Consider the following 13289-nt stretch of genomic DNA (forward strand, 5'->3'; position numbering starts at 1 on the left):
GTGCGGGTCAGCGCGGGCTCGCGGCCCATTCGATGGGGCCCGCGACGATCGAATGACTGGTGAGCTTGCGGCCGAGCACGCTCTGCGCTTCCCGGGCCGCGTCGATGACGCGCGGAAGGTCGAGGCCCGTCTCGACGCCCATTTCGTGGAACATGCTCACCAGGTCCTCGGTGGCGATGTTTCCGGTCGAGCCTGCCGGAACGGGGCAGCCGCCCAGCTCCCCGAAGCTCGATTCGAAGCTCGCGCAACCTGCTTCGAGAGCCGCGTATGCATTGGCGAGGCCCTGGCCGCGGGTGTTGTGGAAGTGCGCGGTGACCTCCACGCCGGGCAGCCGGTCGAGTGCCGCCGCGAAGAACTCCGACGCGTACGCCGGGTTGCACATGCCCGTCGTGTCGCCGAAGCCGATCTCGGTGGCGCCGGCCTCCGCGAACCGTTCGGCGAGGTCGAGCACGCGAGTCAGGTCGACCTTGCCCTCGAAGGGGCAGCCGAAGGACGTCGCGATCACGGCGGCGCAGTCGAGACCCTCGGCGACGATCCGCTTGGCCATGACGTCATTGTCCGCCATCGTCTCGTCGACGGTCCGATTGACGTTCTTCTCGTTGTGGGTTTCCGACGCGCTGACGAAGATCGCGACCTCGTGAAACTTGTCGCGCACCTTCAGTGCGTTGTCCAGCCCCTTGCTGTTGGGGACGAGCACCATCAGCTTCGTCTCGTCGGGGACCTCGATGTGCTCGAGGACCTCGACGCCGTCGGCCAGCTGCGGGATCACATCCGGTCGCACGAAGCTGGCCACCTCGATCCGGGCGAATCCCGCCCGCCCGAGGGCGTTGATCAACCGCACCTTGTCGTCGGTCGGGATGCGTTCCGGTTCGTTCTGGAAACCGTCACGCGGTCCGACCTCCCGGATCTGGACCTTGTGGGGACGCGTCATGGCGTCGGCTCCTTTCCCCTCACTCCGTTGCGGATGCAAGGTCGTACTCCTCGAGATCGAATTCCAGCCTTTCGCGGTGCTCGGGTGCCGCCACGGCGATCATGCGCCGCACACGCTCCCCGAGGGAACACCCGCGCAGTGCCGCGGCACCGTGTTCGGTGACCACGAAGTCCACGTCGGCGCGGGCGGTGGTGACCGCGCCGTATTCCAGAGCAGTCTTGATCGTCGACTCCCCGCGCGAATCCGCGCGCATCGCAATGATCGACCGACCACCGGTCATCGCCGCCGCACGGGAGAAGTCCACCTGTCCCCCGACCGCACCGGCGTAGGTCGTGTTGCGCTTCTCCGCGCCGACCTGACCGGTCAGGTCGACCTCGATCGCCGAGTTGATCGACACGAACGACCGCAGCTGCGAGAGAACCTGCGGCGCATGGGTGTAACTCGCCGGACGGAACGCCACCGGAAGCCCGGGCAGCCGGTCGTACAGTGCCGCCGTGCCGAGCGCGGCACCCGCAACGTGCAGTCCGGGGTCGATTTCCTTTCGCGCCCCGGTCAGCACACCTCGGTCGATCAACCGCAGCGCCGCGTYGGAGATCATGCCGGAATGCATCCCGAGGTCCTTGTGTCCCTCGAGTGCGGCGAGGACGGCGGACGGCAGTGTTCCGACGCCGATCTGGATCGTGTCTCCGTCGGCGACGAGCTCGGCGACGTTCCGCGCTATCGCCAGTTCCACGTCCGCGGGCTCGCGGTCCGGCGCCTCGAGCAATGGCCGGTCGGTCTCGACCACCGCGGCGAACCGCGACAGCGGAATCTTCGGTGCGCCGAGTGTGACGGGCATGCGCCGGTTGATCTCGGCGATGAGGACCGGTGTGTGGTCGAGGGCGTCGGCGATGTAGTCGACACCGACCCCGAGCGAGCAGTTCCCGGCCGAATCCGGCGGTGACACCTGCACGAACCCGACGTCGCACGGAAGCCGCCGTTCGGCGAACAGCCGCGGCAGCGCCCCGTAATGGCAGGGCACGACCTCGAGTCGGGCGAGGCGGCGGAGTTCGCCGAGGCCACCGTAGGAGACGACGGAGAGTTCGTCGGGCAACTCGCTCGTCAGCCGCCGATTCCAGGTCAGTCCCACGAAGGCCCGGACGGGGCCGATCGACGGCACCTGGTCGAGCAGGGCGTGGACGAGCGGGGTGGGTTCCGCGCTCGTCTGGCTCCACCAGATTCCGTCGCCGGGCCGGATGTGCGGCGTCAGGTCAATCATCAGTCGATCCGCTGGATCAGGGTCGCCGTTCCCAGTCCGCCGCCGCAGCACATGGTCACCAGGCCGATTTCGGCGTCGCGCCGCTCGAGTTCCGCGACGATGGTGGCGATGAGCCGGGCACCGGTCGCGCCGACGGGGTGCCCGAGCGCGATCGCGCCGCCGTTGACGTTGACCCGGTCCATGTCGGGCTTCAGTTCCCGCTCCCAGGCCAGGACTACCGAGCTGAACGCCTCGTTGACCTCGAAGAGGTCGATGTCGTTCATGCTCATCCCGTTGCGGTCGAGCAACTTCCGGGTTGCCGGGATCGGACCGGTCAGCATGATGATCGGGTCGACCCCGACGGTGGTCTGATCGAGGATCCGGGCCCGGGCCCGCAGTCCGTGCGCGTTGACGGCCTCGCGGGAAGCGAGCAGCACACCGGCCGCCCCGTCCGAGATCGGCGACGAACTGCCCGCCGTGATCCGGCCGTTCTCCCGGAACACCGTCTTCAGCCCGTCCAGGCTGTCCAGGCTCGTTCCAGGGCGAATGGTCTGGTCGGTGGACCGAGTCTCGCCCGCGAGATCGAGGGGGATCATCTCGGCGTCGAAACGGCCGGCCTCGATAGCCTCGGTCGCCAGACGATGGGAGCGGACGGCGAACTCGTCCATCTCCTGCCGGGAGATCTCCCACCGGTCCGCGATGAGTTCGGCACTCTCGCCCTGGTTCACGAAGTCGTACCGGTCGCGCAGCGCTTCCGGCCACGGATCCCCGTACAGTTCGGAGATCTTGGCCGGTGAGTTCATCGGCACGTGGCCCATGTGTTCGACACCGCCGGCCATGACGACGTCGTGGGTACCGGAGCCGACCAGGGCGGCGCCCATCTCGACGGCCGTCTGGGCGGATCCACAGCGGCGGTCCAGGACGACGGCCGGGACCTCCGGCGGGTAACCGACCTGCAACCAGGCGTTGCGGCCGATGTTGCGGGACTGCTCGCCGAACGGTGCGGTGCACCCGATCACGAGGTCCTCGACCGTCGCCGGGGCCAGCCCGCTGCGGCGTATCAGTTCCGTGTACACCGCGCCGAGCATGTCGTTGGGATGGGTGTCGCGGAACCAGCCGCGCTCGGGGTGCGACTTGCCCATGGGGGTGCGCGCTGCTTCCGCGATGATCACCTCGCGAGCGGAACGCTGGAAGGGGTTGCGCTGCTCGGCCATCAGATCACCGTCCCGCCGTCGACGGGCAGCACTTGGCCCGTGATGTACGCCGCGCCGTCGGATGCGAAGAACACGAAGCTGGACGAGATCTCGTCCGGTTCCGCCCAGCGGCCCAGCGGGATTCGCGCGAGCGTCTTAGCGGAGAGCTTCTCGTTGCTGCGGATGTTCTCCGTCATCTTGGTGGCGGCGAGCGGCGCGATCGCGTTGACCGTCACCTGCTTCTTGGCGAGTTCCCGCGCCAGCGACTTCGTGAGTCCGATGATGYCCGCCTTCGCGGCACCGTAGTTCGCCTGCCCGATGGTGCCCACCAGACCGGCCGCGGAGGTCACGTTGATGATGCGGCCGCTGCCGTCGGAAGGCAGGTACGGGAGGACGGCCTTGCTGCAGACGAAACTGCCGACGAGATGAATGTCGACGATGCGGCGGAAGTCCTCCTCCTCGAGGTTCGGGAACATCGCCGGTGCGATGGCACCCGCGTTGTTGACCAGGATGTTGAGGGTGCCGTCGTTCAGCGCGGCGGCCTGCTCCGCCGCGGCGGCCGCCTGATCGCCGTTGCGGACGTCGAGGGCCGCGGACTTCGCCGAACCGCCGGCTGCGGTGATCTCCGCGGCCACGGCCGCCGCGGCATCGCCGTCGACGTCGGTGACGAGCACGGCCGCACCTGCTTGCGCGTAGGCGTGCGCCACCGAGGCGCCGATTCCACTGCCCGCACCGGTGACGAGTGCGGACTTTCCGGTGAGTTCGAACATCAGTAGCTCCTGGGGAGGCCGAGGACGTGCTCGCCGAGGTAGTTGAGAACCATCTCCTGGCTGAGCGGGGCGATCTTGGTCAGGCGGGCTTCGCGGAAGTACCGGGCAACGTGGTATTCCTCCGAATAGCCCATGCCGCCGTGGGTCTGGAGGGCGCGGTCGGCGGCCTGGAACCCGGCGTCGGCGCACAGGTATTTGGCCATGTTGGCTTCGCGGGCGCACGGCTTTCCGTTGTCGTAGAGCCACGTCGCCTTGCGCAGGACGAGTTCGGCGGCGTCGAGTCGGGCGAGCGAATCGGCGAGCGGGAACTGCAGACCCTGGTTCATGCCGATGGGGCGCCCGAACACCTCACGCTCGTTGGCGTACTGGACGCCGCGACGGAGAGCGGCGCGGCCGATACCGAGGGCCTCGGAGGCCACGAGCATGCGCTCCGGGTTGAGGCCGTCGAGGATGTACTTGAAACCCTTGCCCTCCTCGCCCACCCGGTCCTCGACCGGAATCTCGAGATTGTCGATGAACAGTTCGTTCGACGTGACCGCATTGCGGCCCATCTTCTTGATCGGGCGGATGTCGACCTTCGAGCGGTCGAGATCGGTGAGGAAGAGCGTCAGACCATCTGTCTTCTTCTTCGCGTCCTCGAACTTCGTTGTGCGGGTGAGGAGAAGGATCTTCTCCGACTCCATCGCCTTGGAGATCCAGACCTTGCGGCCGTTGACGATGTACTTGTCGCCCTCACGTCGCGCGAAGGTGGTGATCTTGGTGGTGTCCAAACCGGCGCCGGGCTCGGTGACACCGAAGCAGACGTGCAGGTCGCCGTCGACGATCCGCGGGAGGGTGCGCTGCTTGAGTTCCTCGGAGCCGTGCACGATCACCGGGTGCATCCCGAAGATGGACAGGTGCATCGAGCTCGCGCCGTTCATGCCGGCGCCGGACGCGGCGACTTCCTCCAGCAGGATGGAGGCCTCGGTGATTCCCATGCCGTGCCCGCCGTAGGCCTCGGGTGTGGTGATGCCGAGCCAGCCGCCCTTGGCGAACGCGTCGTAGAACTCGGTGGGGAACTCGTGCTCACTGTCCTTCTCCACCCAGTACTGCTCGTCGAATTTGCCGGCCAGCTCTCGCACCGCATCTCGGATCGTCGCCTGATCCTCGGTCAGATCAAAGTCCACAGCACGTCCCGTCGTCGTAGATACCGTTTGGACTTAAGTTACTAAAGGACAGACCAAAAAGTCAACGGTGGATCACCCAGCGGCGGGCAACAGGGGCAGATCCCCCGCGAGGCGCTCATTCCACACGCCCGGGCCGCCGAACAACTTCTCGTCGAGCTTGGCGCGCTTGTAGTACAGGTGCAGGTCGTGTTCCCACGTGTAGCCGATGGCGCCGTGCATCACGAGGGCGCTGTCGGCCGCCTGCACCGCATTCCGCGGCACCTGCGCCTTGGCGACCGCGGCGTGCAGCGCGCAGTCGTCGAGACCCAGGTCGACCGACGCCGCGGCGAAGTAGGCAATCGACCGGCCCGCCTCGACGGAGACGAGAATGCCTGCCGCAGCATGCTTCACGGCCTGGAACGACCCGATCGGCACACCGAACTGCTGCCGCTGCTTGCTGTAGTCCACGGCGAGGCGGAGCATGCGGTCCATCGCGCCGAGCGAGTCGGCGGACACGAGCACGGCCGCCCGGAGTCCTGCGTCGTCGAGCGCCGTCGCCGCCTCGATGTCGAGGCGCTGTCCCGTGACGCCGTCGAGTCGGACATCCGCGGCCGCGCGGGACGGGTCGAGGAAGCGCCGCGGTTCGACCGTGACACCGGGATCGTCGACGCGCGCAAGGTACAGGGCGGCCGTTCCGTCGGCACCCGTCGCCGGGACGACCAGCAGTTTCGCTCGTTCGGCGCCGAGCACCGTTGCGACACGGCCGGTCAGCGCGCCGCTCTCGTCGGCGCGCACCGAATCGGCGACGCCGAACGGACGGGTCGCGTCGACCGCAACTGCCGCGAACCCACCCCCTGCCAACACGTCGGCGGCGACGTCGGCGGGCAGCAGGGGCGCGGCGAGGATGGACGCGGTCCAGGCGCTCGACGGCGCGGCGTACCGGGCCAGCGCCTCGGCGGTCAACGCCAGTTCGAGTAGACCACCGCCCTGACCACCGATGTCCTCGGCGAGGCCGGCGGAGAACCAGCCCTCCTCGACGAATTTCTGCTCGAACTCGGCAGGATCTCCCGATTCACCCCACTTACGGACTTTTGCCGGAGCGGCGAACCGCTCGAGCCAGCCGTCGAGGGCTTCGGTGAACATTTCCTGCTCTTCTGACAGTTCCCAGCGCATACAACTGGCCCTCTCGATGAGACGAAGAATAGGCTGCAAGACGAACGCAGCGAGAACCCAATGGTATATTAGGTCTGACCGTTAGACCAGAGAGGGCGGGGAGCCATGCCATCAGCCGTGCCGAACACCACCCGGAACGGACGTTCCTCCATTCAGTTGACACCGATGGCGGTTCCGAAGGCGTCGGACGTCCTCGCGAACGAGCTGCGCGAGCGCATTCTCAGCGGGGACTACGTCGAAGGCACACCGCTGCCGCCGGAGCGCGAACTCGTCGTTCAGACGAAGATGAGCCGCACCACCGTCCGCGAGGCCCTCCGCATCCTCGAGGTGCAGGGACTCGTGCGTATCAAGGCGGGCCGGGCCGGGGGCGCCTTCGTTCAGCGGCCGGGCGAACAGTCCATGGCGGACACGGTGGCTCTGCTCATCCGCGGCCGCCAGATCCGTCTCGCCGCGCTGCTCGAGACCCGTGAGGCGATCGAGCCGTTCTGCGCCCAGCTCGCTGCCCGTCACCGCACCGACGAGGATCTCGCGCGACTCGATGCAGCCAACGACGACATCGCGGGCGCAGGTGACAGCCTCGACGCGTTCCTGCAGGCGAACATCGACTGGCACGTGGCCGTGGCGAGCGCCAGTCACAACGAACTGTTGTCGGGCCTGATGATCTCGCTCTCCCGCGCCATCTATGCCGCGACGGAGAACGAAGGGTTCATCGACGACAAGGTCCGCGAGATCACCGTCCGCGCGCACCGCTCGGTCACCAAGGCCATTCGTGACAAGGACGCCGATGCCGCAGTGCGGCGCATGAGCAGGCACGTCCACTCGTACGCCGAGTCGATCAAGGACTTCGAGGAGCGCACCGACATTCCGCTCGACGACTGAATGTCGCTGCAGCATAACTTCATCCAGCAGTTGCGAGGGCCCCACACCGTGCGGTGTGGGGCCCTCGTCGCACTCACGTCGCCGAGTTGGCGACAACCACTGCGCGGATCTCGTCCACGGCCTCTGGATTCTCGGCACCCGACAGGTCACCTGGGTCGGCGCCCAGGGCGGCAGCCCGCACAGCGCGGCGCAGGATCTTCGCCGACCGCGTCTTCGGCAACCGCGATACTCGATGTACCACGCTGGGCGCGAACGGTTTTCCGAGTTCCGCGGCCACACTGGCGATCAACTCGGCCGAGATGTCCGTATCGCCGTCGGCGTCCGCGCGGGGAACCCAGAAYGCCCACACCGCCTCGCCCTTCTTCGGATCCGGGACACCGACCGCGGCCGCCTCGGACACCGACGGATGTGCGGTCAGCACCGCCTCGACCTCCGCCGGGGCGAGACGCTTCCCGGCCACGTTCATCACGTCGTCCGAGCGGCCGCGGATGTACCACTGGCCGTCGTCGCCGACGAGCGCGTAGTCGCCGTGCCGCCACATGCCGGGGAACGTCGACCAGTACGCCTCCAGATAGCGTTCCTCGTCCTTCCACACCCCGCGCGTCATCGACGGCCACGGTTGCCGGCACACGAGTTCGCCCTGTTCCCCGCGCAACGAGCGTCCCGCGTCGTCGACGACGTCCACGTCCATGCCCAGCGAGGGCCCGCCCAGCGAGCAGCTGTGAATCGGCTCCACCGGGTACGGCGCGAGGAACGACCCGCCGACCTCGGTGCCACCGGAGAAGTTGATCACCGGCACGCGCCCGCCGAAGACGTCCCGCGCCAGCCAGTCGTACGAATCCGGGTCCCAGGGCTCACCGGTGGACCCGATCGTGTGCACCGAGGACAGGTCGAACCGTGCCGCGACATCCGTCTCCCGCCCGCGCAGGGTGCGGATCAGCGTCGGGGAGACGCCGAGCATCGTCACCCGGTGCCGCTGCACGAGCTGCCACAGCCGGTCGGTGTCGGGTACGTCCGGGGAGCCTTCGTACAGTACGAGAGTTCCACCGTTGGCGTGGGTGCCGACGATCGACAACGGCCCCATGATCCAGCCCATGTCGGTGATCCAGCAGAAGGCGCCACCGGGTTTCAGATCGAACGAGTACGCGACCTCGCTGGCCGTCTTCACGAGGAACCCGGCGTGGGTGTGGACGGCGCCCTTCGGCTTGCCGGTCGTGCCCGACGTGTAGGCCAGCGCGAACGGCTCGCTCGGGTCCATTGCCTCGACCGGACCCGGGTCGCCGCCGTTCCAGAGTAGCTTGGCCCAAGCGATGTCGCGGCCGGTGGAATCCACTTCGGCGCCGACGTTCTCGACCACGACGACCGATTGCACCGTCGGGCAGACGGCCAGCGCTTCGTCGAGTGCCGGCTTCATCGTGACGGTCTTGCGGCGCCGCACGGTTCCGTCAGCGACGATCACCACCTTGGCGTCCGCGTCCTGGATGCGGGACGCGATCGCGCTCGGCGCGAATCCGGAGAAGAGCGGCACGAGGACCGCACCGAGCCGCGCGACCGCGTACACCGACACGACCGCCTCAGGGATCATCGGCAGGAACAGGGCGACGGCATCACCCTTGCCGACGCCGAGCTCACGCAGCCCTGCCGCTGCCCGCTCGACGTCCGCCGCGAGCTCGCGATACGACACGCTGCGGACGGTGCCGTCCTCCGCTTCATGTGTGACGGCCATCCGATCGGCGGCCGCCGGGTCGGCGAGCCAACGCTCCAGACACGCGTCGACGACGTTCGCCTTGCCCCCGACGAACCAGTCCGGGTGCTCGATTCCCCGGGAGGTGTCGAGAACCTCGTGGTACGGCGATTGGAACGGCAGGCCCAGGTCGCGGACCACCGCGTCCCAGTACCACCGCACATCGGCGACGGAGCGGGCGCGGAGTTCACCCAGGCCCGAAAGACAGTGGGCGCGGGCGAGTCGGGTGACGTTGGCGTTCTCGACGTACTCGTCGGTGGGGCGCCAGGTGTAGTCGGACACGGTCAGCTCCTCGGCATGTCGAGCATGCGCTCGGCGACGATGTTGCGCTGGATGAAGGTGGAACCGCCGGCGATGGCGGTGCCGCGGGCCTGATATGCGAGCCGTTGCCACCGCGCAGTCTTCTGCGGCTCGTCGTCGAGGGCGAATTGCCCGCCCACCGGTTCGAGGGACAGCCGGAAGTCGGCCAGTTCCTCGACGAGGGGGCAGAAGAACAGCTTGCCGATCGAGGTGACCGGCCCCGGTGGGCCGTCGTTGGCCGCGAGGGTAATGACGCGCTGACCGATGAGGTAGTGCACGAGGGCCCGGCCGTAGAGATCGGCGACCTTCTGCCGGATCACCGGATCCTCACCCAGCGGGCGGCCCGCGTCGTCGGTCATCCCCGCGATGTCGGTGACGATGTCATCGACGGCCCGTTTCGTGTTGACGCGGCCCGTCGCGATCGCCACCCGCTCGTAGGCGAGCGTGCCCATCGCGACCTTCCAGCCGCCGTCGACGTCCCCGACGACGAGGTCGTCGGGGATGAACACGTCGTCGAGGAACACCTCGTTGAATTCCGCCTCGCCGAGCATGTGCGCAAGCGGTCGCACGGTGATGCCCTCACTGTCCATCGGGACGAGGAAGTAGGTGATGCCCTTGTGCCGCGGGCCGCCACCGGTGCGGGCCAGCAGGATGGCGTGGGCGGCGATGTGCGCGCGGCTGGTCCAGATCTTCTGCCCGTTGACCTTCCAGCCCCCGTCCACCTTCGTGGCCTTGGTGCGCAGCGAGGCGAGGTCCGATCCGGCGTCCGGCTCGGAGAACAGCTGGCACCAGATTTCCTCACCGGTCAGGATGGGCCGGAGAAACCGTTCCTTCTGGGCGGGTGTCCCGAAGTCGATGATGGTCGGGCCGGCGAAATCTTCGCCGATGGTGTTGAGGCGCTCCGGCGCTCCCACCCGGTCCATTTCTTCGGTGAAGATGGCCTTGCGGATCGGGTCGGCAGCTTGACCGCCGTACTCCTTCGGCCACGACATCCCGCCGTAGCCGGCGTCGAAGAGCAGTCGCTGCCATTGCTGCCAGAACGGCACCTTGTCGACCAGATCGACCGGTTCCGGCCACGGCAGCGTCGGGACCGCTTTTTCGGCCCACTCCCGGACTTCTGCACGGAATATGGCCTCGTCTGGGAAATCAGCGAGCTCCATTGCACCCTCCTCACGAATTTAGGCTCAATGATACTATAGGTCAGTCCAAAAAGGAGGCCCGGATGCCCGACCCACTCCCCGCCGGCGTCGTCGACCGCGTCGACTACGACGTCGAACGCGGCAAGATCCGCGAGTTCACGCGCGCGACCTTCACCACCGATCCCGTGCACACGGACTCGGCAGCCGCGCGCGACGCCGGATTCGGCGACGTGCCTGCCACTCTCACGCATACGGTCGTCGCCGGACACCAGCGCGACCAGCGCGCGTTCGTCGACACACTGGGCCTGGCGCTCGAACGCGTGGTCGTCGGTTCGGTCACGTGGACGTACCTGCGACCGCTCACCGCGGGCGACCACGTCGTCGGCACCCGCCGCGTCGTCGACGACGTGCAGCGAGAAGGCAAGCGCGGCGGGACGATGCGCATCGTCACCCTGGAGACCGAGTACGTCGACGCCGACGGTGCACCCGTGGTGCGGCTCGAGGAAGTCCTGATCGAACGAGGAGAGCAGCGATGAGAATACCGGCGAAGGTCCGCGTCGGCGAGGTACCCGACACCCGGGTGGTCGGCCCGGTGAGCCAGACCGACATCGTCCGATTCGCCGGAGCCGGAGGCGATTTCAATCCCCTTCATCACGATCCCGAGTTCGTCGAGACGTCGGGATTTCCCGGTGTCATCGCGATGGGCCAGATGCAGGCCGGAGTTCTGGCGGGCTGGGTCTCCGACATATTCGGCGTCGAACATGTGCGCTCCTTCGGCGTGCGGTTCGTCGCCCCGGTCTTCCTCGGTGACATCCTGACAGTGGGTGGGACGGTTGTGGCGATCGCCGAGACGGACGGGGAGTCGCGGGCGAACCTCGACCTCGTCGTGTCCGGGACCAAGGGTCCGGTCGTCACCGGATCCGCGACCGTCGTGGTAGCCACGACCTGACCACCCTGCTCATACCGCCGAAAGGGGGCGAAGCCGATCGGCTTCGCCCCCTTTTCGATTCGATCAGACGACGGCCCGCGCCTCGCGGTCTGCCTCGATCTTCGCGGCGATCTGCGCGCGCAGCAGGTGCTTCTGGATCTTGCCGGTCGCCGTCGTCGGCAACGCCTCGACGATCTCCAGCCGTTCCGGAACCTTCTGGATGGCGACGCCCTGCTCGAGCAGGTACGTCTTGATCTTCTCCAGGGTGATGTCGCCGTACCCGGGCGCGGGAACGAGGTAGAGGCACACCGCCTCGCCGAGCCGCTCGTCGGGCATCGCGACCGCCGCGACACCGCGCACGGCGGGATGCGCCGCCAAGAGGTCTTCGACCTGACGGACGCTGATGTTCATGCCGCCGCGGATCACGATGTCCTTCGTCCGGCCGGTGACGCGCACGTAGCCGTCCTCGTCCATCCGGCCGAGATCGCCGGAGCGGGAGTGGCCGTCCGGTGTGAACAGCTTGGCCGTCTCCTCGTCGTTGTGGAGATAGGCGAGCATGTGCATGGCGCCCTTGTAGGCGATGTCGCCCTCCTCGCCGCGCGGAACCTCGTCGCCGAGTTCGTCGACGATCTTCACCGACTGCATCGGCAGCGGACGACCGTCCGAGGTGATCGACCGCTGAGGGTCGTCGCGAACCGTGCACATGGTGGTGGTGACGTTCTCGGAGCGGCCGTACAGGCTGAGCACTTGCAGGCCCGGGAACTGTTCGGCGGCGTGGGTGACGAAGCTGCCGGGGATCGGGGAGCCGGCGGCGACCCACAGCCGCATGCTGCCAATGTCGTGGACTGCCGGGTCGTAGGCGTCCATGAGCATCTGCAGGAACGTCGTGGCACTGACCGCGACGGTGCACCCGCGTTCCTTGATCTGTTCCATTCCACGGACCGGCTCCCACACCTCGATGAGATGCGACGCCGCGCCGTGCATGAGCGGGAGGATGATGCTCGTGACCAGTCCGGTGGTGTGGGTGATCGGTGAGGGGCCGAACTGCACGTCGTCGGGTGTGTAGGCGAATCCCTTTGCCAGCAAACGGGATCCACAGGCCATCGTGTTGAACGTGTGGATGCACCCCTTGGGCCGGGACGTCGTGCCGCTGCTGTAGACGATGACGAACGGCTCGTCGGGGCCGACGCCGGGGCCGAGTTCGGCGATGGCCTCCTCCGGGCTCACATCCGCCGACAGCGACTCGAACGAAACCGACCGGTCCGGCCGTTTGCCGGTCCCACGGACGGCGACGACGTCCTCGAGCGAGTCGACCGCACCCAGGATCTCGGTGTACATGCCGGCGTAATCGAATTTCTTGAACAGTTGCGGCGTAATCGCTAGCCGGACACCGGCATTGTTCAGGATGTATTCGACGTCGTCCCGGCGATAGATCGGCATGATCGGCACCAGAACGGCACCCAGTCGAGACAACGCGACGGCGATGATCGAGAACTCGATCCAGTTCGGGACCTGCACGGATACACGGTCGCCGGCAGCGATTCCACGACGCTGAAGGCCTACCGCCAGGCGCAGAGCCTTGTCACGCAACTGCCGGAAGGTGATGCCGCCGCTGGTGTCGTCGGTCAGGAAGACGCGATCGCCCCGCTCAGCGACCTGAACCTCGAGCAGATCGAAGAACGTGTCGCGGTGCCACTGCCCGGTGGCATAGAAATCTCGGATCTGTTCGTCCGAGTAGCGATCGGTGACCGATGCGAACGCCATGGGAAGCCTTCCTCTGAGCGCAGATGTGGAGAGGGAATAAGTACCCGTGTTGGCCCTACAATATAATGGTTAGACCGATACTGCAA

12 protein-coding genes are annotated in these 13289 nt (G+C 67.3%); 3 read left to right on the forward strand and 9 right to left on the reverse strand.

The window, feature by feature from the left end:
- Positions 1–7: 7 nt before the first annotated feature.
- From AC1D1G_RS03760 to AC1D1G_RS03785, 6 genes are all read right to left on the reverse strand, one after another.
- On the reverse strand, positions 8–931 hold the full coding sequence (locus AC1D1G_RS03760; protein ID WP_477951247.1) for a hydroxymethylglutaryl-CoA lyase: 924 nt from the start codon (positions 929–931) through the stop codon (positions 8–10).
- A gap of 19 nt (positions 932–950) precedes the next feature.
- A complete protein-coding gene (locus AC1D1G_RS03765; RefSeq protein ID WP_477951249.1) occupies positions 951–2189 on the reverse strand; it encodes an acetyl-CoA hydrolase/transferase family protein in 1239 nt (412 codons plus the stop codon).
- Entirely contained in the window at positions 2189–3382 is a 1194-nt protein-coding gene (locus AC1D1G_RS03770) for a thiolase family protein (protein ID WP_477951251.1), read from the reverse strand. The genes AC1D1G_RS03765 and AC1D1G_RS03770 overlap by 1 nt, the downstream gene beginning before the upstream one ends.
- Positions 3382–4131, reverse strand: coding sequence for an SDR family NAD(P)-dependent oxidoreductase (locus AC1D1G_RS03775; RefSeq protein WP_477951253.1), 750 nt, complete (start codon positions 4129–4131; stop codon positions 3382–3384). Before AC1D1G_RS03775 ends, AC1D1G_RS03770 begins: the two co-directional genes overlap by 1 nt.
- Complete coding sequence (locus AC1D1G_RS03780; RefSeq protein ID WP_016882310.1) at positions 4131–5297, reverse strand: acyl-CoA dehydrogenase family protein; 1167 nt, start codon at positions 5295–5297, stop codon at positions 4131–4133. The genes AC1D1G_RS03775 and AC1D1G_RS03780 overlap by 1 nt, the downstream gene beginning before the upstream one ends.
- A 72-nt stretch (positions 5298–5369) precedes the next feature.
- A complete protein-coding gene (locus AC1D1G_RS03785) occupies positions 5370–6449 on the reverse strand; it encodes an acyl-CoA dehydrogenase family protein (RefSeq protein ID WP_477951254.1) in 1080 nt (359 codons plus the stop codon).
- A 165-nt stretch (positions 6450–6614) separates the two neighbouring features.
- Between AC1D1G_RS03785 and AC1D1G_RS03790 the strand changes: the two genes are divergently transcribed.
- Positions 6615–7328: a FadR/GntR family transcriptional regulator gene (locus tag AC1D1G_RS03790; RefSeq protein ID WP_005560242.1), complete on the forward strand. Its 714-nt coding sequence runs from the start codon at positions 6615–6617 to the stop codon at positions 7326–7328.
- A gap of 73 nt (positions 7329–7401) precedes the next feature.
- Here AC1D1G_RS03790 and AC1D1G_RS03795 read toward each other — a convergent pair whose 3' ends face one another.
- Together AC1D1G_RS03795 and AC1D1G_RS03800 are read right to left on the reverse strand one after the other, a co-directional pair.
- Positions 7402–9354, reverse strand: coding sequence for an AMP-binding protein (locus tag AC1D1G_RS03795; RefSeq protein ID WP_477951257.1), 1953 nt, complete (start codon positions 9352–9354; stop codon positions 7402–7404).
- A gap of 2 nt (positions 9355–9356) precedes the next feature.
- Complete coding sequence (locus AC1D1G_RS03800) at positions 9357–10532, reverse strand: acyl-CoA dehydrogenase family protein (RefSeq protein WP_164060380.1); 1176 nt, start codon at positions 10530–10532, stop codon at positions 9357–9359.
- Positions 10533–10594: 62 nt separating this feature from the next.
- Between AC1D1G_RS03800 and AC1D1G_RS03805 the strand changes: the two genes are divergently transcribed.
- Together AC1D1G_RS03805 and AC1D1G_RS03810 are read left to right on the forward strand one after the other, a co-directional pair.
- Positions 10595–11047 (forward strand): FAS1-like dehydratase domain-containing protein, encoded by a 453-nt coding sequence (locus AC1D1G_RS03805; RefSeq protein WP_477951259.1) that lies wholly within the window; start codon positions 10595–10597, stop codon positions 11045–11047.
- Positions 11044–11460, forward strand: a complete 417-nt coding sequence (locus AC1D1G_RS03810; protein WP_005560238.1) for a MaoC family dehydratase — start codon at positions 11044–11046, stop codon at positions 11458–11460. The genes AC1D1G_RS03805 and AC1D1G_RS03810 overlap by 4 nt, the downstream gene beginning before the upstream one ends.
- 63 nt (positions 11461–11523) lie before the next feature.
- Here the strand turns inward: AC1D1G_RS03810 and AC1D1G_RS03815 are convergent, their stop codons facing one another.
- Positions 11524–13203, reverse strand: coding sequence for an AMP-binding protein (locus tag AC1D1G_RS03815; RefSeq protein ID WP_317569115.1), 1680 nt, complete (start codon positions 13201–13203; stop codon positions 11524–11526).
- Positions 13204–13289 lie beyond the last annotated feature (86 nt).

This window comes from Rhodococcus sp. P3_B8 (assembly GCF_056402775.1).